Source organism: Arsenophonus endosymbiont of Crataerina pallida (assembly GCF_964020125.1).
In the GTDB taxonomy this organism is placed as follows: domain Bacteria; phylum Pseudomonadota; class Gammaproteobacteria; order Enterobacterales; family Enterobacteriaceae; genus Arsenophonus; species Arsenophonus nilaparvatae.
The window spans coordinates 3462472-3487911 of record NZ_OZ026540.1 but is presented as its reverse complement, the minus strand read 5'-3'; the positions used below and the strand labels follow the sequence as shown (position 1 = coordinate 3487911).

General features: G+C 36.3%; 18 protein-coding genes and 6 pseudogenes. 14 read left to right on the top strand and 10 right to left on the bottom strand.

Features of this window, described 5'->3' with window-relative positions:
* Window positions 1–55 precede the first annotated feature (55 nt).
* The 5 genes from AACL31_RS18615 to AACL31_RS18595 all read right to left on the bottom strand — a co-directional run bounded on the left by AACL31_RS18615 (window position 56) and on the right by AACL31_RS18595 (window position 5774).
* Window positions 56–841 (bottom strand): ABC transporter ATP-binding protein, encoded by a 786-nt coding sequence (locus AACL31_RS18615; protein WP_310509328.1) that lies wholly within the window; start codon window positions 839–841, stop codon window positions 56–58.
* Window positions 841–1932, bottom strand: coding sequence for an iron ABC transporter permease (locus AACL31_RS18610; RefSeq protein ID WP_310513455.1), 1092 nt, complete (start codon window positions 1930–1932; stop codon window positions 841–843). Before AACL31_RS18610 ends, AACL31_RS18615 begins: the two co-directional genes overlap by 1 nt.
* Before the next feature lie 9 nt (window positions 1933–1941).
* Window positions 1942–3024, bottom strand: a complete 1083-nt coding sequence (locus tag AACL31_RS18605) for an ABC transporter substrate-binding protein (RefSeq protein ID WP_310513076.1) — start codon at window positions 3022–3024, stop codon at window positions 1942–1944.
* A 251-nt stretch (window positions 3025–3275) separates the two neighbouring features.
* Entirely contained in the window at window positions 3276–4763 is a 1488-nt protein-coding gene (locus AACL31_RS18600) for an amino acid permease (RefSeq protein ID WP_339053504.1), read from the bottom strand.
* A 147-nt stretch (window positions 4764–4910) separates the two neighbouring features.
* Window positions 4911–5774, bottom strand: a complete 864-nt coding sequence (locus AACL31_RS18595) for a LysR family transcriptional regulator (protein WP_310512855.1) — start codon at window positions 5772–5774, stop codon at window positions 4911–4913.
* A gap of 186 nt (window positions 5775–5960) precedes the next feature.
* Here AACL31_RS18595 and AACL31_RS18590 point away from each other — a divergent pair, with 186 nt between their 5' ends.
* The 4 genes from AACL31_RS18590 (at window position 5961) to yeiP (ending at window position 10344) form a co-directional block, all read left to right on the top strand.
* Window positions 5961–7016 (top strand): YeiH family protein, encoded by a 1056-nt coding sequence (locus AACL31_RS18590; RefSeq protein WP_310509443.1) that lies wholly within the window; start codon window positions 5961–5963, stop codon window positions 7014–7016.
* A gap of 135 nt (window positions 7017–7151) precedes the next feature.
* Window positions 7152–7991, top strand: coding sequence for a deoxyribonuclease IV (gene nfo, locus AACL31_RS18585; protein ID WP_310512856.1), 840 nt, complete (start codon window positions 7152–7154; stop codon window positions 7989–7991).
* Between the two features lie 384 nt (window positions 7992–8375).
* Window positions 8376–9620, top strand: coding sequence for a tryptophan permease (gene mtr, locus AACL31_RS18580; protein ID WP_310512857.1), 1245 nt, complete (start codon window positions 8376–8378; stop codon window positions 9618–9620).
* 151 nt (window positions 9621–9771) lie between these two features.
* Entirely contained in the window at window positions 9772–10344 is a 573-nt protein-coding gene (yeiP, locus tag AACL31_RS18575; protein ID WP_310512858.1) for an elongation factor P-like protein YeiP, read from the top strand.
* Window positions 10345–10427: 83 nt separating this feature from the next.
* Here yeiP and AACL31_RS18570 read toward each other — a convergent pair whose 3' ends face one another.
* On the bottom strand, window positions 10428–10787 hold the full coding sequence (locus AACL31_RS18570; RefSeq protein WP_310512859.1) for a hypothetical protein: 360 nt from the start codon (window positions 10785–10787) through the stop codon (window positions 10428–10430).
* A 918-nt stretch (window positions 10788–11705) separates the two neighbouring features.
* Here AACL31_RS18570 and mepS point away from each other — a divergent pair.
* Window positions 11706–12253, top strand: a pseudogene (gene mepS / locus AACL31_RS18565) (bifunctional murein DD-endopeptidase/murein LD-carboxypeptidase).
* Between the two features lie 3 nt (window positions 12254–12256).
* On the opposite strand, the gene AACL31_RS18560 reads toward mepS, so the two are convergent.
* The 3 genes from AACL31_RS18560 to rsuA all read right to left on the bottom strand — a co-directional run bounded on the left by AACL31_RS18560 (window position 12257) and on the right by rsuA (window position 14998).
* Window positions 12257–12613, bottom strand: coding sequence for a hypothetical protein (locus AACL31_RS18560; protein ID WP_310512860.1), 357 nt, complete (start codon window positions 12611–12613; stop codon window positions 12257–12259).
* A 466-nt stretch (window positions 12614–13079) separates the two neighbouring features.
* Window positions 13080–14267, bottom strand: coding sequence for a Bcr/CflA family multidrug efflux MFS transporter (locus AACL31_RS18555; protein ID WP_310512861.1), 1188 nt, complete (start codon window positions 14265–14267; stop codon window positions 13080–13082).
* A 38-nt stretch (window positions 14268–14305) separates the two neighbouring features.
* Window positions 14306–14998: a 16S rRNA pseudouridine(516) synthase RsuA gene (gene rsuA / locus AACL31_RS18550; protein ID WP_290607281.1), complete on the bottom strand. Its 693-nt coding sequence runs from the start codon at window positions 14996–14998 to the stop codon at window positions 14306–14308.
* Between the two features lie 265 nt (window positions 14999–15263).
* On the opposite strand from rsuA, the pseudogene AACL31_RS18545 reads away from it, so the two are divergent.
* The 7 genes and pseudogenes from AACL31_RS18545 to rplY form a co-directional block, all read left to right on the top strand.
* Window positions 15264–15842: pseudogene (locus tag AACL31_RS18545) on the top strand (DEAD/DEAH box helicase); the annotation flags it as partial.
* A gap of 6 nt (window positions 15843–15848) precedes the next feature.
* A pseudogene (locus AACL31_RS18540) lies at window positions 15849–16979 on the top strand (amino acid permease); the annotation flags it as partial.
* Between the two features lie 251 nt (window positions 16980–17230).
* Entirely contained in the window at window positions 17231–18313 is a 1083-nt protein-coding gene (locus tag AACL31_RS18535) for an ABC transporter substrate-binding protein (RefSeq protein WP_310513076.1), read from the top strand.
* Between the two features lie 9 nt (window positions 18314–18322).
* A pseudogene (locus tag AACL31_RS18530) lies at window positions 18323–19414 on the top strand (FecCD family ABC transporter permease).
* A complete protein-coding gene (locus tag AACL31_RS18525) occupies window positions 19414–20199 on the top strand; it encodes an ABC transporter ATP-binding protein (protein WP_310509328.1) in 786 nt (261 codons plus the stop codon). The pseudogene AACL31_RS18530 and the gene AACL31_RS18525 overlap by 1 nt, the downstream one beginning before the upstream one ends.
* A 175-nt stretch (window positions 20200–20374) precedes the next feature.
* Window positions 20375–21562 (top strand): annotated as a pseudogene (locus tag AACL31_RS18520) (DEAD/DEAH box helicase); the annotation flags it as partial.
* A 210-nt stretch (window positions 21563–21772) separates the two neighbouring features.
* Window positions 21773–22054, top strand: coding sequence for a 50S ribosomal protein L25 (gene rplY, locus AACL31_RS18515; protein WP_129109578.1), 282 nt, complete (start codon window positions 21773–21775; stop codon window positions 22052–22054).
* Between the two features lie 77 nt (window positions 22055–22131).
* On the opposite strand, the pseudogene yejK reads toward rplY, so the two are convergent.
* Window positions 22132–23136, bottom strand: a pseudogene (yejK, locus tag AACL31_RS18510) (nucleoid-associated protein YejK).
* Between the two features lie 258 nt (window positions 23137–23394).
* On the opposite strand from yejK, the gene AACL31_RS18505 reads away from it, so the two are divergent.
* Together AACL31_RS18505 and yejM are read left to right on the top strand one after the other, a co-directional pair.
* Entirely contained in the window at window positions 23395–23622 is a 228-nt protein-coding gene (locus AACL31_RS18505; protein WP_032114647.1) for a DUF1414 domain-containing protein, read from the top strand.
* 20 nt (window positions 23623–23642) lie between these two features.
* Window positions 23643–25388, top strand: a complete 1746-nt coding sequence (yejM, locus tag AACL31_RS18500) for an LPS biosynthesis-modulating metalloenzyme YejM (protein ID WP_310512515.1) — start codon at window positions 23643–23645, stop codon at window positions 25386–25388.
* Window positions 25389–25440 lie beyond the last annotated feature (52 nt).

Sequence of the window (25440 nt, the reverse complement as noted above, 5' to 3'; positions counted from 1 at the left end):
TATTAATTTTTTATTTCACTCGAAAAGCACAGCCTAATTAATTTGATATTTTTAATTAGAATAAATTAGCGACTAATCCATCGATTAATACTTGAGGAACCCCTTGCGAACAGTGCTCAATGCGTCCAACTACACCATAAACATCAGCCAGATTTTCAGGTGTAATAACCTCTCGAGCCGCACCTTCTGCAACCAGACGACCTTCTTTTAACATTAATATGTGTTCACCGTGTCTTAAGGCAATATTAATATCGTGCACAACAACGATAGTAATAATATCTCTGCGCTTAGTTTCTTTAGCAATTAAATCCATAACATGAAATTGATAATTTAAATCCAGCGCACTTAATGGTTCATCGAGTAACAATAGCTTTGGTTGCCGAATAAGTGATTGTGCCAAACCCACTAGCTGCTTTTGTCCACCTGACAGCTGATCTAAATAACACAGTGCCAGATGCTCTATGCCTAATTGCCGTAGTAGTTTCATAACCTCTAATTGGCAAATTTGATCGCAATTTCCGCCAGCAGCACGTTGGGCAACAATAATCGATTCCAGCACATGTAAATGAACACCATTTGGTAATGATTGCGGTAAATAAACCACTTGTTTGGCACGTTGAGCAAAATTCATCGCCATTAAATCCTGCCCATTCAACCATAACTGGCCAGCAGCGCTATTTAATCCAGCTAAAGAACGCAATAACGTAGATTTACCACTACCATTTGGCCCAAGTAAAACGGTAATTTTTCCAGTTGGTAAAATATCGGTGGATAAATTTTGGATCAGCGGACATTTAGGATAACCTGCATTAAATTGATTTATTCGTAATCCTTTTATCATTAAATATTACCTCTATGTCGCAAGATCATACTTAAGAAAAAGGGAACACCAACCAAAGAGGTGACAATACCAACAGGTATAATGACGCCTGGAATAATGTTCTTTGATGCAATCGAAGCTAGCGATAACACTAAAGCACCAATTAAGGCACTGGCCGGTAAATAAAATCGATGATCTTCGCCAAACATCATGCGAGCAATGTGAGGAGCGACTAAACCAATAAAAGCAATAGGGCCGACAAAAGCAACGGATAAAGCCGCCAACATACTAATTCTTAATAATGTCGCCAAACGCAACCGACGGACATCAATACCAAAACTGATTGCACGATCTTCACCTAAACGTAGCGCAGTTAACTTCCAGGCACTCATGATGGAAATGGGAAAAATGACCGCAAAAATGGCGGCCATCATTGCCAGCTTAGTCCAGGTTGCCTTTGCCAAACTACCCATTGTCCAGAAGACTAGTCCCTGTAAGGTATCTTCCGTGGCAATAAATTGCATCATCGAAACTAATGCATTAAAGGTAAATACTAATGCAATACCAAATAGTACCACGCCAGAAGTTGCAATGCGGGTCCAACGGGTGATCGCATCTAGCATTAAGACCGCTAGTAAAGCAAAAATAAAAGCATTAACCGAAATAAACCATTGTTCAGGGATCCCGGCAATGCCAATGCCAAAAACGATCGCTAATGCGGCGCCAAAAGACGCGGCACTAGAAACACCTAATGTGAAAGGACTGGCTAGCGGATTATTTAAGATGGTCTGCATTTCAGCACCCGCCAGTCCAAGTGACATACCAACAGTGACAGCCATTAATGCATAGGGTAAGCGAATATCCCAAACAATCACCTGAGTACCAATATCAACACTCGCTGGTGAGACAAATGTTTGCCATAACTTGGCTACTGAAAGACCTGATGGCCCCAAGGTAAAATCAATCACTAATGACAGCACAATTAACATAATGATTGCCATCATCAATATAATACGGCGTTTCAATATATATTGATAATGAGCCTTAATATTTATGCCATCATGATTAGCTTGCTGCTTAATAGCTGACATAGGTTCAGTTGTCATACTCATTGAAAATAATTACCTGCTTTTTAATGAGTCTTGACTAACCCAGTAGACGCCCGTTGGCTCTATCGCTAAAAATTGACGATATAACTCTTTCATCGTAGTTTGCGGATCCAGATCGGCAAATTTATCTGGATAGAACCATTTAGCAAAAACTTGTGTCACGATAACGTTATAGGGCGAATTATAATAATTGTGCCAAATAGCATAACTGCGACCATCTTTAACGGCTGTAAGGGTATTGATACCTTTACGCTCGGTTATTTTGCTTAAACTGGTTATGGCTGCTTGCTCTGACGATAAAGCACCTAATTGTACTCCTAGCTCTTTGCTGCCAGGCATCTTGGCTCCACTGGCAATATAAATTGCAGGATCATCAGCAATGACCTTCTCAAGGTTCATCATCCCTAATGGTCCGGGTAACGCATTTTTGGCAATATTTATCCCACCGGCTAAATCAATAAAATTGCCCATATTACCGTTTCCTGCCGTACCACAGCAGTCTTCGGACGAGCCCGCTCTTAATTCAATAAAAACAGTGGGTTTTTTATCGTTAGCAATTTTATTGGTAATATCCGTTACTAACTTAAGATTTTTTTCATAGAAATTGGCGTATTTTTCAGCCTGTTGCTCCCGATGCAAAGCCTTACCTAATAAGCGAATACTCGGTAAAGTATTTTTTAGTGGCTCACTACGAAAATCAACAAAAACAACTGGCACACCAGCCTTTTCGAGTTGCATGACCAATTCACTATTTTTGCCTGGGCCGTTCCCGGATAGGCCAAAAATAGCAATATCAGGATTTAAGGTTAATACTTTTTCCGCACTAACACTTTCAGCACTGGTATTACCAATTAAAGGAATTTTGTCAATTTCTGGAAACTTGACTTTGTAAACCGCATATGATTGTGGATCAAGTTTACGAAAATCACCTTGCCAGCCAACAATGCGCGCTAAAGGTTTATTTCCTTCCAGTAAAGCAATCGCATGAAATAAGCGTCCTTCTCCCAACAGAATGCGATTTACCTTCTCCGGTACCTGAACAGTGCGACCCACTACATCAGTAACCGTTACTGACCATGCGGCAAACGATGTCATTAACGTTACACCCGCTAATAAACAACCATTAACGCCCTTGGTGATAAAACTACACGCAAACTTCACTTGATTGCCTCTCCATTCAACTGATCCGATTTGCGCGTAACAATAAAGCAAATAATAATTATTATCAATACGATTATTACTAACGTTATTTTTTTATTTATTCTTTGACCTAAGTAAAAAAATAACGCTCGGCACACGCATTTTATGGGTGTGCCTGGATAGAAAATTGATAGAATTTTTGACAATTATTTGTTTAAATTTTCATCATATTCAGGGAAATCCATCTGCCGATAATGAACAAAATGGGTTTTCTTGACGAGTTTATAACCAAACCATATGACCAGGAATAAAGGGATACCAATATAGGTGGCAATAACACCATACCAGTCAATCTTGTCCGCTAAAAATGCCTGATAATTTTGGCCTAATGTAATGACTAAACAGAGAACAAAAGCAAAAATAGGGCCAATAGGGAAAAAGCCTGAGCGATAGGGTAACTTATTTAAATCATAGCCTTGCAACATATAACCTTTACGAAAACGATAATGGCTAATAGCAATCCCTAACCAGGCAATAAATCCGGTCATACCTGAAGTATTCAGTAACCATAAGTAAACAACCTGGTTGCCAAACATTGAACTTAAAAAACAGAGTGCTGCCACAACGGTAGTTGCAATCAAGGCATAGCGAGGAACCCCACCCGGTGATAAGCGTGAAAAGATTTTTGGTGCTTTTCCTTCTTTGGCTAAGGTAAATAGCATTCGGGTAGAAGCATACATCCCTGAATTGCCAGCGGATAATACTGCCGTTAAAATAACCGCGTTCATGACGGCAGCCGCGGATAATAATCCGGCGTTTTCAAAAACCAAGGTAAAAGAACTAACACTAATATCAGCTACCTCATTACGCAGTAAACGTGGATCCGTATATGGAATAATTAAACTGATCACCAATATAGCAAAAACATAAAATAACAAAATCCGCCAAAATACTTGGCGCACCGCTTTAGGAATATTTTTACCTGGATTTTTAGATTCACCAGCGGCAATACCAATTAATTCCGTACCCTGAAAAGAAAAACCGACGATCATAGCAACCCCAATCATTGCCAAAAAGCCTCCCACAAAAGGCGCTTCACCAATCTGCCAGTTATGCCAGCCAGCATTTTCTGCTCCACGAAAAATGCCAATAATCATTAATATGCCAACCACAATAAAAATAATGACGGTAATGACTTTAATTAAAGAAAACCAATACTCTGCCTCGCCAAATCCTTTGACAGAAATATAATTAAGCATAAAAATGATAAACAGAAAAATCGCACTCCAAATCCAGCCATCAATCTCAGGAAACCAGTATCCCATCACTAATTGCGCTGCAACTAAGTCAACAGCAATAGTGACCGCCCAGTTATACCAATAATTCCAGCCAAGAGCGAAACCAAAGCCTTCATCAACGTATCGAGAACCATAAGTAGAAAAAGAGCCAGAAACGGGTAAATAAGCCGCAAGCTCGCCTAAACTGGTCATCAAAAAATAAACCATTAAACCAATAATAATATAAGAGAATAAAGCACCACCTGGGCCGGCTTGCGCTACCGTTGCGCCGGAAGCAACAAATAATCCGGTACCAATAGAGCCGCCAATAGCTATCATCGTCAAATGACGTGCTTTTAGTTCTCGGCGCAATTTTGTTGTAGCGCCCTGTGATGTATGTGTTGATTGTTCTGACATTAATGACCTTTTATTCAACGTGGATCTTAACGTCAGTGATTGTAACAGACAGTGTTACTATAAATAAGCATCTATTCTCAGTTATAAGATACCTTCATAATTGACTAAAAATTATTAGTATTGCGCAGGATCTTGATATTAAAAAATTCACTGACAATATTCTAATAAAAGTAATAAAGCCTTAGATAAATGCTTATTTTGATGATGAATTAAATATAATGTACGTGAAAGTTCGAGTTTATCGATATTTAACGCAACCAATGAGCCATTTTTTAATTGCTCTTCAATCGTGAGTGAAGATAAACAGCTTATTCCCATGCTATTCATAACTGCATGCTTAATGGCTTCAGAATTATTAAATTCAATTAAAATATTGCACTGAGTTAGTTTACTTAATAACAGTTGATCAACAATATTGCGGGTTCCTGAACCGCTTTCACGCAAAATCCAGCCCACATTTTCTAGCTCATGTTGCTTTAATTGACGGCCTGCAAGTGGGTTATTTGGCGCACAAAATACCACCAGCTGATCTTTTTTCCATGGTATAGTGAGCAATTCTGATTCATAACAGCTGCCTTCAATTAATCCTAAGTCAACCTTGAATTCTTGTACCGCTTTAATCACTTCCGCAGTATTATTTATTAATAATTCAAAAGGAATAGTCGGATTATCATGACGATAATGTACCAATTTACCTGGCAACATATAGTTACCAATTGTCGTACTTGCTGCCAATTTTACGGCACCTAAGCCTTTTTTTGAAATCTGTTCAACTTCTGTCGCCTGTTCAAGTAACGCGAATACTTTTGGATATAATAGCCGACCATATTCATTAGTAACTAAACGTTTACCAACTCTATCAAATAACTGCACCTCAAGTTGGGACTCCAAATCTGTTAAAGCAGCACTTACAGCTGATTGGGATAATGACAATGATTGAGCAGCCTGTGTTGTTGAGCCACATTGTAAAATTTCAATAAAAACTTCAAGTTGTCTAAGGGTTATTCGCATAACAATGCTCACTTTATTAATTAATCACATAAATCAAGCTATCATAATAATCTAGCCAACTATTAATTTACCACTTTTATTAATAGATAATACAAAAATAATCCATTTTTAAGATAGATTATAATGATATATGCTTATAACAGAATGAGATAATGCATATTGCATAAACCTATGGTTAAAACAGTTATGGCAACACCTATTAAGCATAAAAATTTTAAATTTATCCCTGGCTTATTATTAACGGGTTTTGTAACTACTATTGCCGTTTATCTTGGTAATAACGAATGGTTTGCCAATATTGGATTAAGTGCTCTAAGCTTGGCGATTTTATTGGGCATTGTGATTGGAAACACCGTTTATTTTGCCGTAAAACCCGTTTGTGATGAAGGGATCAGATTCGCTAAACATTATTTATTAAGAACCGGGATTATTTTGTACGGTTTTCGTTTGACATTTCAACAAATCATGGATGTAGGCACGATTGGTATTATGACCGATTTAATTATGCTAACTTCTACATTCTTAATTGCGCTGTTACTAGGCAAATATTTTTTCAAGTTGGATAGTCAAACCACCATTTTGATTGGAGCCGGTAGTAGCATTTGCGGCGCAGCTGCGGTTTTAGCAACCGAGTCTGTCATCAAAACATCGGCAGATAAAGTTGCCATTGCGGTAGCAACCGTCGTTATTTTTGGTACCTTGGCTATTTTTCTCTATCCGTGGTTTTATCATCTAAATCAAATACATCACTGGTTTTCACTTGATCCGGCTCAGTTTGGTATTTTTGTTGGCTCTAGCGTTCATGAAGTTGCTCAAGTGGTTGCTGTTGGCCATGCGATCAGCCCTGAGGCAGAAAACAGTGCGGTGATCAGTAAAATGATCCGCGTTATGATGTTAGCACCATTTTTATTGATATTATCAGGTTATCTAAATCGCAAAATGGTAACTAGCAATTTATCGCAATCAAAGCCCACTATTGTGATCCCTTGGTTTGCAATAATTTTTATTATCATTGCATACATAAACTCTTTTCATTTATTGCCACAAATTTTAGTTCAATCCATTATTACCCTTGATACTATTCTATTATCTATGGCGATGGCTGCACTTGGATTAACTACACATATAAGTGCAATTCGACAAGCCGGGATCAAACCACTGGTGATGGCTTTGTGTCTTTTTGGCTGGCTAACTATCGGTGGGTTATTTATAAATTCATCGATGCAATCTATTTTTCATTAACATCCGATAAAATTTTGTTTTTTATCTCCCCTGTCGTTAACAAACAGACATTATTAATGCCTAAATGACTTAAGCCTATGCATTTCATTTTTTAAGCCAATAGTGTCATAATTAAAATAAAATTAGGAGAAAAAAATGAAATTTGTTGGAGCCCACGTCAGCGCTGCTGGCGGTGTTGATCAAGCCGTACTCCGTGCCCACGAAATCAATGCCACAGCCTTTGCTCTTTTCACAAAAAATCAGCGTCAATGGCAAGCTCCACCACTAAAACCGGAAACAGTTGAACAATTCAAACTAAATTGTGAAAAATATGGTTTTGACCAACAGCAAATTCTGCCACACGACAGCTACCTTATTAATTTAGGCCATCCTGAAACAGAAGCACTGAAAAAATCACGCGCCGCTTTTTTGGATGAAATGCAACGCTGTGAGCAATTAGGTATTACTTTGCTCAATTTTCACCCAGGTAGTCATCTGAATAAAATTAGCGTTGATGTATGCCTCGCCCGTATTGCTGAGTCAATCAATATTACTTTAGCGCAAACTAAAAATGTTATTGCTGTGATTGAAAATACTGCCGGTCAAGGCTCTAATTTAGGATTTAAATTTGAGCATCTGGCAGCGATAATTGAAGATATTGAAGATAAACAGCGAGTTGGTGTTTGTTTGGATACTTGTCATGCTTTTGCTGCAGGTTACAACTTACGAACAAACGAAGCTTGCGATAATACTTTTGCCCAATTTAATAAAATTGTCGGTTTTCAATACCTACGAGCAATGCATTTAAATGATGCCAAAAGCCAATTTGCCAGCCACGTTGATCGCCACCAAAGCCTAGGAGAAGGTAATATCGGTTACACAGCTTTCAGCTATATTATGAAAGATAACCGCTTCGATAATATACCTTTGATCCTAGAAACCATAAATCCTGAGCTTTGGCCTCAAGAAATCGCCTGGTTAAAGTCGCAACAATAACCAATCTTCAGCAAATTTATCGTTCTTACAATAGATGAAAATTAATCTAGTACGGCTATTTTTTATTGGTAAATAGCCGTAGGGTATAACTTTTATTGTGATTTTATGATGTAAAAAAATAGATCAATATTGCATTATTGTCTGTTTAATCGTCATCTCACTAGGCAATTATTTATAAAGCTGAAAACAAAATTAGATCAATAAATTAGCAGAAACCTTTTTATTAATTTATCAAAATCAACCCTCGATCAAATACAGCATCCGAACACTAGGGTTAAAACCAATTTTAACTAACTGGCAAAAATATTAATTTACTTAAATATCATACCTAATGTATCATCAAGCTAGTACACAAAATCAATAATAAAAGAGGCAGTTATAGTAATGGCTAACGAAGTAATACAAAATATTAAACGCCCTTCCATATTTGGTGGTGCTATGATCATCGCTGGCACTGCCGTCGGTGCCGGTATGTTCTCCATTCCTATTGTCACTTCTGGCGTCTGGTTTACCGGTTCAATCATTTTATTAGTTTATACTTGGGTATGTATGTTTTCTTCTGGTTTAATGATTTTAGAAGCCAACATGAATTATCCTTCTGGTGCAAGCTTTCATGCCATGGTTAAAGATTTACTTGGCACACGCTGGAATTTGCTAAATAGCATTTCAATTGCATTTGTTCTTTATATCTTAACTTATGCTTATATTTCAGCCGGTGGATCGATCATTACACATAATCTTAATAAGATCATCCCCATAAATCACCCTATGGCCGGTTTATTATTTAGCTTATTGATCGCTTTTGTTGTTTGGCTATCGACTAAAGCGGTTGATCGTCTAAGTACAATTTTGATTGGCGGTATGGTTATTACTTTTATCATGTCTGTCAGTGGCATGTTTAATAGTGCTTCATCCACCATCTTATTCAACAAAAATAGTCTGGATACAGATTATTTACCTTATGCATTTATTGCTCTACCTTATTTACTAACCTCTTTTGGCTATCATGGTAATGTGCCCGGCTTAGTGAAATATTATCATAAGGAAAGTAAAGCGGTTGTGCTTAGTTTGTTATATGGCACTTTTATTGCTTTAGTCATTTATATCTTATGGCAATATGCCATTCAAGGTAATATACCGCGCACTGCCTTTAAACAAATCATTACTGAAGGTGGTAATATTGACTCGCTATTAAAACAAATGGATCACAGCACTAATAACAATATTATAAAACAGTGTTTAAATCTGTTTTCTTATATGGCTCTTGCAAGTTCATTTTTAGGTGTGACACTTGGGCTGTTTGATTTCATTGCCGATTTTTTTAAATTCAAAGATAATAATCTAGGCCGTTTAAAATCCGCTTTGATAACCTTCATTCCTCCTACCCTTTTAGCTTTATACTACCCTGATGGTTTTATTCATGCTATTGGTTTTGCTGGTCTAGCGGCAACTATATGGGCAGTAATTGTGCCGGCAATGATGGCTAAAGCTAGCCGGAAAAAATTTCCTCATGCGGTTTATCATGCACCTGGCGGTAATCTATTAATTTATTTTGTTATATTTTTTGGTTTGATTAACGCCGTTATCCATATATTAGCGCTATTCAATATTTTGCCTGTTTATAAGTAGCGCTTCGATTGCCAAGATTAATTTCAACGCCTCATACTTCGTGCTGATAGTTGTCATGAGGCAAATTCTTAGTAAGCATCACTTTGTATTCTAATTGCCGGTAATTTTATTATAAAATTGGGATTATACTTATTTAATGAAAGGAACTCATATGGCTAGAGCCAATGAAATAAAACGAGGCTATGCGGTAAGCTTAAATGGTAAGCTGCTATTAGTAAAAGATATTGATATTCAGACACCAAGTGCACGAGGCACTAGCACACTCTACAAAATGCGTTTTACTGATATTAAAACCGGACAAAAAGTTGAAGAGCGTTTTAAGGGCGATGACAATCTAGAAACAATCCATTTAACTCATCGGGCAGTAAGTTTTTCTTATGTTGAGGCTGATGAATATGTATTCATGGATAATGAAGATTTTACTCCCTATAGTTTCAATAAAACAGATATAGAAGAAGAGCTTTTATTCTTTACTACTTTAGGAACACCTGGACTGCAAGTTTTAGTAATGAATAACCAGGCTATCGCGTTAGAACTTCCGCAAACTGTCGATATGGTAATTGTAGAGACAGCACCAAGTCTCAAAGGAGCATCAGCCAATGCAAGAACAAAACCAGCTATGATGGCAACCGGGCTAATAATACAAGTTCCAGAATACTTATCCATCGGCGAAAAAATTCGCATTCACATTGCAGAACGCCGTTATATGGGCCGTTGTGATTAAAATCGATAAAAATCAAACAATAGCTGCTCTTACTTAAAGAGTAGTTATATTAAAAAATAAAAGTGACTAACTTAAAAATAAAATCAATCATAGCTAATTTCTAACATGCCCTGCTTTTTGTTTTTATTAAGCCACAAAAAACGGGTTTTACCATATTTAATTAGTGATTTTTGTCGCTGATTAGTTAATAAATCCATACTTATCTTCTGGGTTGCCATATTTCCAGCATTATCCCAACAATTCGTTTCTAGCATATTATCATTTACAATATTTTGACAGGCAGGTACAGTAATAGCGCCATAAAAATGAATTACACCGCCAGTATCTGATTCACTATAAACTTGAGATGATAAAGTTAATACCAGTAGAGATATAAAAAAATTCTTATTTAAATAATAGGGTATCTTAGGCTGGGCATTGCCATATTTTTTATATAAAATCATAAAAAGTTTAATCCTGGTCAATAAATAAAATTACTATTAAATATTTTTATTAAATAATTACTGAGAAATTGCTAATGATTTATTAAAATAACATTTACTACTATAACTCAATATCTTGTTGAATCATGAAATATGGCTAACCGCAAAATTCCACATAAGATAGCTTCTATGTAATATTAAATTGTCTATTTTATCGTTTAAATATAACAACTAATTACTCATCTTTATTAAAATATTTTGTTCTTTATTAATCATTTTAATTTAACCGCTATTTAAATTTATGGCTCTCTCGTCATCACGACTATTTGTTTAATATAACTGTATTATAATAAATATCACAAATATCTAACTGATAAAGTCAAAAATAATTTAGTAAAGTAAAAACAACGTATTGGAGCAAAATTTTAAAATAACAATTTCTATATTTATACAAAATTGAATAATTTTCTGCTACTGAAAAACAGACTAAATTATTTTAAGTAACAGACTAAATTTTATTAAAATTTAACAAAAAGCCAACAATAAATTAATAAAATATTGCTAACAAATTTAGCTTAATTTTTTATTAATTAGCTAATTTTAATTGCTAATCATCAATACACTGATTTTTTGAATAGTATATTTAACCAAAATATTAAACCTTTTATTCAATAAGCTTATTTACATCGACACTAGTTATTTAATCAAAAAATTTTGATTTTTTGTAAATTAATACAAGAAAACTCGCCATTTTTTATTTCCTTGTATAAACTTGTTTATGTTTAACATATCAATGTATTTGAAATAGGTACTCAATCATATACATTTATATAACGAGCAATAGTGATGATATTTTAACCTTTAGCTAACAAAATAAAATATCGTCAAATTTACATTATATCGAATATCCACATAAAGATAACAAGGGATAAATCAATAATGGTCAAACTTCAACCGTTACTGAGATACTGTATGAAGCCTACTCCGGCACTAATCATTACTTTATTACTATCCGCTTGTAATTCACCAAACTCACCGCTATATAAAACACAATCTAACTCACTTTATCAGGTATCACAAGCCGAGTTTGAACAATTAGTACGCAATGTGGAAATTAAAACAAAAATATTAGAGCAGTATGCAAACTGGAGAGGTGTTGCTTACCGTTTTGGTGGTACAACAAAGAAAGGTATTGACTGTTCAGCCTTTACTCAACGTATGTTTAGTGAGCAGTTTGGTGTTGATTTACCTCGCTCAACAGATGAACAACAATATATCCGCCACTGGGTCAGGCAACAAAATTTACGCCCTGGCGATTTGGTTTTTTTTTTAGAACTGGCCCAACTAATCGGCATGTCGGTATTTATATTGGTAATGATAAATTTGTCCATGCCTCAACAAGTAGCGGTGTAACAGTTTCTGCAATAAATGATGATTACTGGAGTAAACGTTATTATGCAGCTCGTCGAATCATTGATACGTATTAATATTTAATGAGAATAATAACGAGATGGTAGCGTTATTGATTCCGCAATAGCAACACCCACTGTTTTAAAATGACAAATCGCTAAACTTTCATCTTCATAACGAATAAAAAGGCAAACTTGACCCTGCCATTCAAGCAAATCATTAGCAATTTGTATTTCATCTAAAGCTGAACTTAAATACTTTAATACCGCCAAATTATCGCTAATATCATAGCAAAGTACCTTAAAGCCAATTAATATATTAGACTCGGAGCTGGATATATTATCAGGCATTACCTCGATTTTTTCACCTGTATGCCCTGTTAACCATCGATAATTTTGTGGCAAACGATGAATGACAGATAACTTTAAATTACCCACTAAAAACCCTATATTGTAATTAATTATATTATTTTTCTATTTAAGTAAAAAAATAACTTAACATACTAACTTATCAAGCTATTTTATACTTGCCCTGGTATTTTACATCATATAAATATTATAAATTTTTGTTATTCTAATATAAAAACTTATCCTAAACAAAATAAAATCTGTTAAAAATCAACAAAGCATATTATCTTTCAATAGTAAAACTGTATTATTTCATTTAATTCTTTATAAAAAAGCCATATATCAGATAATTAGCTAAAATAAGCAGTAATGAAAGATAAAAATGAAATAATTAATAAATTGATTGGCTCATGAATTGAGCCTATCTAAATTGTGATTGTTATCGAAGTAAAAGATAAGAAATTACATTGAGTTCATATTAATAAAGTATTTAAATAACGATACAACACTAATGAAATTTATTTCTTTAGTAAATAGATAAATAATCCTAATCACATTAGTCTTTACTGTAATTAGCCAACAACACAAACCCCATTGCAAGACAAACACATAACCCCATAAATCCTACCATCGACCACACTGTGGTTGTTTTAAAGCAAGAAAGCAAATAACCAAAAAATGCACCGATACCAAAACGTATTGTGCCAACTAAAGATGAAACTGTACCCGCAATATGTGGATAATTATCTAAAATGACAGACATAGCATTAGAAGAGATCATAGCAATACTACCAACATAAACAGCAACACCAAATATCATAGGAATAAAACCTAAGTCCAATATAGTACTGAGGATCAGCCACATTCCCATAATGAATTGCAATGTTAAGCCCATATGTAACATTTTTAATGCGCCAAAATGGCGTACATAACGGCTATTAAGCGTGGTCAGTAAAAATAAAAAAACAATATTTAAACCAAAATAATAGCCAAAATGCTGTGGCGAAACCCCATTTAATTCAATATAGACAAACGGCCCGGTATTTAAAAATGAAAACAACCCAGCAAAGGAAAATCCACTAGCAAGAATATAACAGAAGACTTGTCTAGCACGAAACAATGTAAAAAGTTGTTTTATCGTATTACGTAAATGAAATTTTTGTCTTTTTTCCTTAGGCAACGTTTCTTGAATAAAAAAAGCAACTAATAACGCCCCTATGATTGCAGCTATGGAAATAATCCAAAAAATGGCATGCCAGGAAAACCAAATCATTGCCATACCACCTAAGATCGGTGCTAATAATGGCGCGATCGTCATAACTAGCAAAACAAAAGACATGCTTCGTGAAAATTCATCACTACTAAACATATCTCTCATCAAAGCAGTGATGACAACACTTGCTGCCGCTGCCGATAATCCTTGTAAAAAACGAACAAAAATAAATTGCTCAATATTATTGGCTAAAGCACAAATTGCTGAAGTAATCGCAAAAATAATTACGCCGCCTAATATCACTGGCTTACGACCTATACTATCAGCCATCGGGCCATAAAACAGTTGACCTATTGCAAAGCCCAAAATATAACTATTTAAGGTCATCTGAACTTGGCCGGTATCAACATTAAAACTTTTTGCAATCGATGGCAGACTAGGCAAATACATGTCAATGGCTAATGGCATCAACATGGATATAAGGCCTAAAATCAGAATTAGGCTGAAATAAGATGAACCCTGACGTTGCATACTAACATACTCCCAAATCGAGCAAGTAAAAATATAATTTAAATAGTTTTTATTTCTTCTTTCGTTAAAGAACGATATTCACCAGCCCCTAATGCTGGATCAAGATAAATACCACCAATACGCTCACGGTGCAGCGCACAAACGTGATTACCCACCGCGGCAAACATTCTTTTGACTTGGTGATACCGGCCTTCGCTAATTGTCAAACGCACCTGCATTGATGAAACTATTGCTAGTTTGGCCGGCTTTGTGGGTGATTTTTCACCTTTAAGCCATATACCTGCTAAAAACTTATCAGCTACCTCAGTCGAAATCGGTTGTGTCAATGTGACAAGATAAGTTTTCTCACAATGATGCTTTTGCGAGATAATTTTATGTGTCCATTTACCATCATCAGTTATAATTACTAAGCCGGTTGTATCTATGTCTAATCTGCCGGCAATATGTAACTTTGTTATAGCTGGCTCATCAATAAAAGATAAAATTGTTGGGTTAACATTATCTGCCGTCGAACAAACATAACCTTGCGGTTTATTCAACATAAAATAACGTGGGCCAATAATATGTTGTAATACTATATCTTCATAACTAACTACCATTTCAGGCGTAATTTGATGAGAGCCGGTTTTTATTACTTCATTATTAACCATAACTTTTCCTGCCCGTAATTCTCGCATAACCAAGCCACGGCTAATTGTTAGTTGTTGAGATAAAAACTTATCAAGTCGCATCATGATTTTTAAATGTATATGAAAGGGTTAGAATGCATATGTATTATTATGCTAAATCATTGGATGATTACAATAATTGCTTTTAAAACAATCTAGATAATAAATAACGCAAATAACTATAACGCGATTAACTATACCAACAACTTGTTAGAGAAGATATAGCTTGCTACAGTAGATTTTATTTTTAATATAGATTACTTCAATATAAATTAACAAAAATTGCCACTCTATTTGTTATTTATTTTTAATATTTAAGTTAATAATCATGATAGTTACGCTAAGACCATATCAACAAGAGGCCGTTAATGCAGCGATAAACTATTTTCGCCGCTATAAACAACCTGCGGTTATTGTGTTACCTACTGGCGCAGGAAAAAGTCTGGTTATTGCTGAATTAGCCCGATTAGCCCGTGGGCGAGTACTGGTATTAGCCCATGTAAAAGAATTAGTTGAACAGAACCATAATAAATATCAAGCCTATGGGCTAACCGCCGACATTTATGCCGCCGGACTTAATAAAAAACAAAATGAAAATAAAGTTATTTTTGCTAGCGTACAATCTGTGGCAAAAAATTTAGCTGATTTTAATACTTCTTTTTCACTGTTAATTATCGATGAATGTCATCGCATCAGTTTAAATAACGATGGTCAATATCAACAAATCATTCAAAAATTACAACACAATAATCCTAATTTATGTGTTTTGGGATTAACAGCAACACCTTATCGTCTGTCTGAAGGCTGGATATATCAGTATCACTACCATGGTATGATAAAAGGTGATGATAACTGTTTTTTTCGTGATTGTATTTATGAACTACCGTTAAGGTATATGATAAAAAACCATTAAGCGCAATTAGTGATGGGATACTGGTTTCCTGAGATTGATGGCTGGATTTGGAGTGCGATTTTTCTGTTTATCATTTTTATGCTTAATTATATTTCTGTCAAAGGATTTGGCGAGGCAGAGTATTGGTTTTCTTTAATTAAAGTCATTACCGTCATTATTTTTATTGTGGTTGGCATATTAATGATTATTGGCATTTTTCGTGGAGCAGAAAATGCTGGCTGGCATAACTGGCAGATTGGTGAAGCGCCTTTTGTGGGAGGCTTTTTGGCAATGATTGGGGTTGCTATGATCGTCGGTTTTTCTTTTCAGGGTACGGAATTAATTGGTATTGCCGCTGGTGAATCTAAAAATCCAGGTAAAAATATTCCTAAAGCGGTGCGCCAAGTATTTTGGCGGATTTTGTTATTTTATGTTTTTGCTATATTGGTGATCAGTTTAATTATTCCATATACGGATCCACGTTTGCTGCGTAATGAGGTAGCTGATATTAGTGTTAGTTCTTTTACCTTGGTTTTTGAAAACGCCGGATTATTATCCGCGGCTGCCGTCATGAACGCGGTTATTTTAACGGCAGTATTATCCGCTGGCAATTCAGGGATGTATGCTTCTACCCGAATGCTATTTACCTTAGCCAAAGAAGGAAAAGCACCAAAAATCTTTTCACGCTTATCACCGGGTGGGGTTCCTCGCTATGCCTTGATTGCAACTACCGTTGTGGCAGCACTCTGTTTTTTAAGTTCAATGTTTGGCAACCAGGTTGTTTACTTATGGTTACTGAATACTTCAGGTATGACCGGATTTATTGCCTGGTTAGGGATTGCTATTAGCCATTATCGTTTTCGTAAAGGTTATATGTTGCAAGGCTATGATTTAAATAAGTTACCCTATCGCTCAGGCTTTTTCCCTATTGGCCCTATTTTTGCTTTTGTTCTCTGTTTAGTCATTACATTAGGCCAAAATTATCAGGCATTTTTAGCGGACAAGATTGACTGGTATGGTGTTATTGCCACCTATATTGGTATCCCTTTATTCCTGGTCATATGGTTTGGTTATAAACTCGTCAAGAAAACCCATTTTGTTCATTATCGGCAGATGGATTTCCCTGAATATGATGAAAATTTAAACAAATAATTGTCAAAAATCCTATCAATTTTCTATCCAGGCACACCCATAAAATGCGTGTGCCGAGCGTTATTTTTTTACTTAGGTCAAAGAATAAATAAAAAAATAACGTTAGTAATAATCGTATTGATAATAATTATTATTTGCTTTATTGTTACGCGCAAATCGGATCAGTTGAATGGAGAGGCAATCAAGTGAAGTTTGCGTGTAGTTTTATCACCAAGGGCGTTAATGGTTGTTTATTAGCGGGTGTAACGTTAATGACATCGTTTGCCGCATGGTCAGTAACGGTTACTGATGTAGTGGGTCGCACTGTTCAGGTACCGGAGAAGGTAAATCGCATTCTGTTGGGAGAAGGACGCTTATTTCATGCGATTGCTTTACTGGAAGGAAATAAACCTTTAGCGCGCATTGTTGGCTGGCAAGGTGATTTTCGTAAACTTGATCCACAATCATATGCGGTTTACAAAGTCAAGTTTCCAGAAATTGACAAAATTCCTTTAATTGGTAATACCAGTGCTGAAAGTGTTAGTGCGGAAAAAGTATTAACCTTAAATCCTGATATTGCTATTTTTGGCCTATCCGGGAACGGCCCAGGCAAAAATAGTGAATTGGTCATGCAACTCGAAAAAGCTGGTGTGCCAGTTGTTTTTGTTGATTTTCGTAGTGAGCCACTAAAAAATACTTTACCGAGTATTCGCTTATTAGGTAAGGCTTTGCATCGGGAGCAACAGGCTGAAAAATACGCCAATTTCTATGAAAAAAATCTTAAGTTAGTAACGGATATTACCAATAAAATTGCTAACGATAAAAAACCCACTGTTTTTATTGAATTAAGAGCGGGCTCGTCCGAAGACTGCTGTGGTACGGCAGGAAACGGTAATATGGGCAATTTTATTGATTTAGCCGGTGGGATAAATATTGCCAAAAATGCGTTACCCGGACCATTAGGGATGATGAACCTTGAGAAGGTCATTGCTGATGATCCTGCAATTTATATTGCCAGTGGAGCCAAGATGCCTGGCAGCAAAGAGCTAGGAGTACAATTAGGTGCTTTATCGTCAGAGCAAGCAGCCATAACCAGTTTAAGCAAAATAACCGAGCGTAAAGGTATCAATACCCTTACAGCCGTTAAAGATGGTCGCAGTTATGCTATTTGGCACAATTATTATAATTCGCCCTATAACGTTATCGTGACACAAGTTTTTGCTAAATGGTTCTATCCAGATAAATTTGCCGATCTGGATCCGCAAACTACGATGAAAGAGTTATATCGTCAATTTTTAGCGATAGAGCCAACGGGCGTCTACTGGGTTAGTCAAGACTCATTAAAAAGCAGGTAATTATTTTCAATGAGTATGACAACTGAACCTATGTCAGCTATTAAGCAGCAAGCTAATCATGATGGCATAAATATTAAGGCTCATTATCAATATATATTGAAACGCCGTATTATATTGATGATGGCAATCATTATGTTAATTGTGCTGTCATTAGTGATTGATTTTACCTTGGGGCCATCAGGTCTTTCAGTAGCCAAGTTATGGCAAACATTTGTCTCACCAGCGAGTGTTGATATTGGTACTTAGGTGATTGTTTGGGATATTCGCTTACCCTATGCATTAATGGCTGTCACTGTTGGTATGTCACTTGGACTGGCGGGTGCTGAAATGCAGACCATCTTAAATAATCCGCTAGCCAGTCCTTTCACATTAGGTGTTTCTAGTGCCGCGTCTTTTGGCGCCGCATTAGCGATCGTTTTTGGCATTGGCATTGCCGGGATCCCTGAACAATGGTTTATTTCGGTTAATGCTTTTATTTTTGCTTTACTAGCGGTCTTAATGCTAGATGCGATCACCCGTTGGACCCGCATTGCAACTTCTGGCGTGGTACTATTTGGTATTGCATTAGTATTTACCTTTAATGCATTAGTTTCGATGATGTAATTTATTGCCACGGAAGATACCTTACAGGGACTAGTCTTCTGGACAATGGGTAGTTTGGCAAAGGCAACCTGGACTAAGCTGGCAATGATGGCCGCCATTTTTGCGGTCATTTTTCCCATTTCCATCATGAGTGCCTGGAAGTTAACTGCGCTACGTTTAGGTGAAGATCGTGCAATCAGTTTTGGTATTGATGTCCGTCGGTTGCGTTTGGCGACATTATTAAGAATTAGTATGTTGGCGGCTTTATCCGTTGCTTTTGTCGGCCCTATTGCTTTTATTGGTTTAGTCGCTCCTCACATTGCTCGCATGATGTTTGGCGAAGATCATCGATTTTATTTACCGGCCAGTGCCTTAATTGGTGCTTTAGTGTTATCGCTAGCTTCGATTGCATCAAAGAACATTATTCCAGGCGTCATTATACCTGTTGGTATTGTCACCTCTTTGGTTGGTGTTCCCTTTTTCTTAAGTATGATCTTGCGACATAGAGGTAATATTTAATGATAAAAGGATTACGAATAAATCAATTTAATGCAGGTTATCCTAAATGTCCGCTGATCCAAAATTTATCCACCGATATTTTACCAACTGGAAAAATTACCGTTTTACTTGGGCCAAATGGTAGTGGTAAATCTACGTTATTGCGTTCTTTAGCTGGATTAAATAGCGCTGCTGGCCAGTTATGGTTGAATGGGCAGGATTTAATGGCGATGAATTTTGCTCAACGTGCCAAACAAGTGGTTTATTTACCGCAATCATTACCAAATGGTGTTCATTTACATGTGCTGGAATCGATTATTGTTGCCCAACGTGCTGCTGGCGGAAATTGCGATCAAATTTGCCAATTAGAGGTTATGAAACTACTACGGCAATTAGGCATAGAGCATCTGGCACTGTGTTATTTAGATCAGCTGTCAGGTGGACAAAAGCAGCTAGTGGGTTTGGCACAATCACTTATTCGGCAACCAAAGCTATTGTTACTCGATGAACCATTAAGTGCGCTGGATTTAAATTATCAATTTCATGTTATGGATTTAATTGCTAAAGAAACTAAGCGCAGAGATATTATTACTATCGTTGTTGTGCACGATATTAATATTGCCTTAAGACACGGTGAACACATATTAATGTTAAAAGAAGGTCGTCTGGTTGCAGAAGGTGCGGCTCGAGAGGTTATTACACCTGAAAATCTGGCTGATGTTTATGGTGTAGTTGGACGCATTGAGCACTGTTCGCAAGGGGTTCCTCAAGTATTAATCGATGGATTAGTCGCTAATTTATTCTAATTAAAAATATCAAATTAATTAGGCTGTGTTTTTCGAGTGAAATAAAAAATTAATAAAAAGACAGGGGAAATTAATTTCACTGGCATTTGAGTGTATGTCGATTATCTGACTAATAAATAATCCTGGTATTTCTTGGAGAATAGGGAATGAATTTTTTTAATAAAAATAAATTAACGTTAATTATTATTATCTTGTACCACCTAAACGTCTAGATATGCCAGTTATTCAATATGATTTTAGTCAATTGCAGATAAGCCAAACGGGTATTTTTAATCACGCTGATTTGGATCAGACAATTAAACGTCAGCATAGAGTCACTCCCCTGATTATTCAGCAAATTATCGAATATGCACATTCCTGTCAGGGCTGTATGATCTTCGCCGCTACCGTTGAACATGCCAAAGAAATTTTGACATTATTACCTAATGATGCTGCTGCATTAATATGCGCAGAAACGACGGCAATCGTCCGTGAAAAAGTTATTGATGCCTTTAAAGCGCAAAAAATTCGCTATTTAGTCAATGTTTCTGTCTTAACTACAGGTTTTGACGCTCCTCATGTCGATCTGATTGCTATTTTGCGTCCCACTGAATCAGTTAGTCTCTATCAACAAATAATTGGTCGCGGATTAAGATTATTTCCTAACAAAAGCCAGTGTATTATTCTTGATTATGCAGGAAATCCCCATGATCTTTATATGCCAGAAGTTGGCAGCCCTAAAAGTGATCCACAAAACGTACCAGTTCAGGTTTTTTGCCCACTTTGTCATTTTGCTAATCTATTTTGGGGGAAAAGCGATCCTGACGGTCAAATCATTGAACATTACGGCCGTCGATGCCAAGGCTGGGAAGAAAAGCATAATGGACAAAAAAAACAGTGTGAATTTCGCTTTCGTTTTAAACAATGTCCCAACTGCAATGCTGAAAATGACATTGCAGCACGACGTTGTCATCAATGTCAGGCAATTTTAGTTGATCCGGATGATATGTTAAAAGCGGCGTTAAAATTGAAAAATTCCCTGATCCTTCGTTGCGGTGGCATGCAACTGACTACCGGATATGATAAGAAAGGAGAATGGTTAAAAGCCACTTACTATGATGAAGATGGTAGCAGCGTCTCAGAACTGTTTCGATTAACAACCCCAGCTCAGCGCAAAGTATTTGAACAACGTTTTCTATTGCTCCACCAGCGAGCTCCAGGCCTTCCCTTCCAATGGCAAACTGCAGCCGATATTCTACGTTAAAAGGAATCATTACGTCATCCTAACTTTGTTATCGCACGTAAAAAAAGCCAGTTTTGGCAAATAAGAGAGAAAATTTTTGACTACCAAGGAAAGTATCGTCTGGCTGACGACCTCTATTAACAACATGATTTCCATTTGTATTTACTATATCGCTGTTTTTACTGAAATGAATATCAATGCCCTAAAATTAGGACATCTTTTGCATTGCTGTAGAGCATTTTTTTCGCTAAAATGCCGCCCGCTTGATTAGCAATCACTAACAAGTTTCTATTATCGGATCTGCCACTGGGTCGCCTGTTGCAGAGTCTTTTTATATTATGAGAACAAATCATGCTAACGATTAATGCAGAAATCCGCAAAGAGCAGGGTAAGGGTGCGAGCCGCCGCCTGCGTAAAGACAACAAATTACCGGCTATCGTCTATGGTGGTGATCAGGAACCCGTTTCTATTGAACTCAGCCATGATGAAATTATCAACCAAGAAAGCAAGCCAGAGTTTTATGAAGTATTAACACTGGTGGTTGATGGGAAAAAAACCAAAGTTAAAGTACAAGCGGTTCAACGTCATCCGTTTAAGCCTAAACTAACCCATATCGATTTCTTGCGGGTTTAATTACGCAAAATTGCGCTTTTTTACCAAGCCAGTTATCAATAACGCCGCTTTTGCGGCGTTATTTGTTTTTACCATCATCAACGGCTTTTCTTGCCACGCTCTAATTGCTCACGTAAGTTTGGTGGTGTACCTTTAATTGTTAACGTATCCGTTGCCGGATCCCAAAAAACACGCTCATTAAGTAACAAAGCATCAAAGTTAATGGTCAAGCCACCACCACTACCTGAATATTTGGTTAATTGTTTGAGAGTCGTACGATCTGGTGGAAAACTTTCTGCCAATTGATAACCATTTTGTTGCGTAAATTCAGCAAAATTCTGCTCTCCTAAAGCAGGCAACTCTTTTGATAAACACTTTAATTCAATTTCTTCTCCGGCCTGTTGTTGCTCATTACAATAGCGATAAACTTGCTGGCGATATTCTTGTGTGGCGGCCTGGTTTAACTCAGACGAATCACAATAATCATTCACGGCTTACAGTAATCCTTTATTCTGTATTTTAGCATTCATACCTTCGCTAGCTGACAGGAAATCCATAAAAAAATCAGATACTTTACGCCCGACGCGGCCCTTTAAAAAAGTTAAATAACGTTCAGAAGCGGGATTTCTTTCCCATTCTGTCAAGTCTATGCGAGCAACAATATCAACATGCGGAATATCAAGATAATGAGTAGTATTCAATTCCAGATTATCATTAACAAACATACTATTACAGCTATTTAATACAGCTATCAATAAGTAATCTACCGCCAAATAACGATATTGAGAAAACAGTACCACCCCACCTTCTGCAAACGGATATTTTGCCAATTCATCCCGCAAACGAATAGTAGCCGCACGGCTAAATCCCAAAAAGTTTTCATCTCCTTTTCTCAAAGCCACTAATGCTTCAGCTAATTCGCTCGCTTGATTAAAAGTGGCAAAGGCTTTACTTTTAGCGCCATAAATTCGATGCAATTCTGCCATCATTTCTTGCACTATATTATCCGTGCCTAATAAAGAATCACGCAGCACAACCTCTAGTGTTTGTTCATCACGTTTGATCAACTGATGTAAAGCAATCTGGCAAATATCCAGACTCATCATTTACTCCTTATTTTCTTTATGGCATAAAGATCAATGGTATTCAGACATCGATAACTTTTTCCGGCGGCTAAATTGATATCTATTGATATAACATTTTTGTATTATGGGCATATAATAAGATTTGTAACTTATGGAAACCGGTCAATTTAAAATGTTACTAAATGAAATTATCCAGTTAAATTAGACAAAACAGCTACAGCAAAAAACACAATAATACGCTAAAATATAAAGCTTTATTCATTCAGGATTTTTATTATGCCACAATCATCCCGTTATAGTGATGAGCAAATTGAACATCTACTCCTAGAATTAGTCAAGGTATTAGAAAAATATAAAGCTCCAACTGATCTATCATTGATAGTATTAGGTAACATGGTGACAAACTTAATTAATACAACTGTTACACTGACTCAGCGTAAAACTATTGCAGAATCTTTCGCTCAGGCGTTACTTGCTTCTGTTAATGAAGAAAAAATTCACTAATTTAGCAGATAAAATATTACATGGTGACCAACTCTCGAAACTATCGTGAAAAAGTCTCCCAAATGATAAGCTGGGGACACTGGTTTACGTTATTCAATATAGTACTCAGTTTAGTATTAAGTAGCAGATATCTGTTTGTTTTTGATTGGCCGGGTACGTTATTCGGCCGTATTTATGCTATTGTTAGCTGGCTTGGGCATTTTAGCTTTGTTATTTTTGCCTGTTATCTTTTAATTATCTTTCCTATTACTTTCATTATTGGTTCACAGCGACTGCTAAGATTTCTATACACCATCCTTACCACCACCATACTGACTTTTCTCATTTTTGATATTGCGTTTTTTTCGCGCTATAACCTCCATTTAACACCACTACTATGGGAGTTATTAATAAATCCTAAAAACGGCAAAATGGCGAGAGAATGGCAGTTGATGTTTATTTGTGTGCCTATCATTTTTTTAATTGAGATGTTATTTGCTACCTGGAGTTGGCAAAAATTACGCAGCCTAAACCGTCAACGATTCACTAAACCCTTGGCAGGTATCTTCATCACAGCATTTGTTGCTTCCCATTTAATGTATATTTGGGCTGATGCAAATTTTTATCGCCCAATAACTATGCAACGAGCTAACTATCCCCTATCTCACCCAATGACAGCGAGAAAATTTCTTGAACGCTATGGTTATCTCGATCAAGTAGAATATCAACGCAAGATACAACAAGAAGGCAACCCTTCAGCACTGTCTATTGAATATCCACTCAAACCACTTAGCTATCAAAAACAAGCACTAAAGTATAATTTATTACTACTGGTCGTTAATAATCTTAACTATCAAGATACCACTGAAGGTATGCCAGCATTGAATACTGTTAAATCAATCAGTACGCAATTTAATCAACATCTCAGTACAGGTATCCAAAACCAACGGGCGCTATTTAGCCTATTCTACGGTTTATCGCCTAGTTATTTAGATAGTATACTTAATAGCAGAAAACCTTCCGCCCTAATTGAAGCATTAAAATATCAAAACTATCAATTTGGACTGTTTTCATCGAATGGTTTTAGCTCACCATTATTCCGTCATGCAATTCTGGCAGATTATTCGTTACCCGAAAATACTGCCGGTAATGATTATCAAACTACCAATGAATGGGTAAAATGGTTAGATAGCATAGAAAACCAGACTCGGTGGTTTTCTTTTCTTAATCTTAATGGTTTTGATAATCATAAATCGCAAAGTGACAATAAGTTACAATTAGATCATGAGATTAAACGCATAATTGATGCGCTAAAACAAAAAAATATGTTAAACAATACCGTTGTCGTCATTACGGCAAACCATAGTAGCAATCCAGAAACTCATGAAACAACAAAATGGCTCACTAACGGTAAATTTAATCTTAAACAAATGAAGGTGCCTTTATGGGTATATTGGCCTAATACCCCGCCACAGCAAATTAATAAGCTAACCAGTCATCAAGATATTATGACCACCTTAATGCAGCGTTTACTTTATGTTGATAATTCACCAGAAGACTATTCTCAAGGCGAAGATCTTTTTACCCCTAAACGTAACCAACCCTGGGTTTTATCAGGTGATGAACAAGTACTAATTATTAACTTTACTAATAAAACGCTTTACCTTAATCAAAATGGAGAGGTTTATATCTTTGATGATAAAGGCAATAAAATAACAGATGAAAAACCTGATTTAACTCAACTGCTAAGAGCTTTTGCCGAATTTACCCGTTTTAATACTAATTAATGCTTAAAAATCAAGCGGTCGTAGTACTTGCTATTGATTTTAACCAAAAAAA

Coding starts and splice junctions, on each gene's coding strand:
- AACL31_RS18615 (WP_310509328.1), bottom strand. CDS start 841: ATGATAAAAGGATTACGAATAAATCAATTTAATGCAGGTTATCCTAAA.
- AACL31_RS18610 (WP_310513455.1), bottom strand. CDS start 1,932: ATGAGTATGACAACTGAACCTATGTCAGCTATTAAGCAGCAAGCTAAT.
- AACL31_RS18605 (WP_310513076.1), bottom strand. CDS start 3,024: ATGACATCGTTTGCCGCATGGTCAGTAACGGTTACTGATGTAGTGGGT.
- AACL31_RS18600 (WP_339053504.1), bottom strand. CDS start 4,763: ATGTCAGAACAATCAACACATACATCACAGGGCGCTACAACAAAATTG.
- AACL31_RS18595 (WP_310512855.1), bottom strand. CDS start 5,774: ATGCGAATAACCCTTAGACAACTTGAAGTTTTTATTGAAATTTTACAA.
- AACL31_RS18590 (WP_310509443.1), top strand. CDS start 5,961: ATGGCAACACCTATTAAGCATAAAAATTTTAAATTTATCCCTGGCTTA.
- nfo (WP_310512856.1), top strand. CDS start 7,152: ATGAAATTTGTTGGAGCCCACGTCAGCGCTGCTGGCGGTGTTGATCAA.
- mtr (WP_310512857.1), top strand. CDS start 8,376: ATGGCTAACGAAGTAATACAAAATATTAAACGCCCTTCCATATTTGGT.
- yeiP (WP_310512858.1), top strand. CDS start 9,772: ATGGCTAGAGCCAATGAAATAAAACGAGGCTATGCGGTAAGCTTAAAT.
- AACL31_RS18570 (WP_310512859.1), bottom strand. CDS start 10,787: ATGATTTTATATAAAAAATATGGCAATGCCCAGCCTAAGATACCCTAT.
- AACL31_RS18555 (WP_310512861.1), bottom strand. CDS start 14,267: ATGCAACGTCAGGGTTCATCTTATTTCAGCCTAATTCTGATTTTAGGC.
- rsuA (WP_290607281.1), bottom strand. CDS start 14,998: ATGCGACTTGATAAGTTTTTATCTCAACAACTAACAATTAGCCGTGGC.
- AACL31_RS18535 (WP_310513076.1), top strand. CDS start 17,231: ATGACATCGTTTGCCGCATGGTCAGTAACGGTTACTGATGTAGTGGGT.
- AACL31_RS18525 (WP_310509328.1), top strand. CDS start 19,414: ATGATAAAAGGATTACGAATAAATCAATTTAATGCAGGTTATCCTAAA.
- rplY (WP_129109578.1), top strand. CDS start 21,773: ATGCTAACGATTAATGCAGAAATCCGCAAAGAGCAGGGTAAGGGTGCG.
- AACL31_RS18505 (WP_032114647.1), top strand. CDS start 23,395: ATGCCACAATCATCCCGTTATAGTGATGAGCAAATTGAACATCTACTC.
- yejM (WP_310512515.1), top strand. CDS start 23,643: ATGGTGACCAACTCTCGAAACTATCGTGAAAAAGTCTCCCAAATGATA.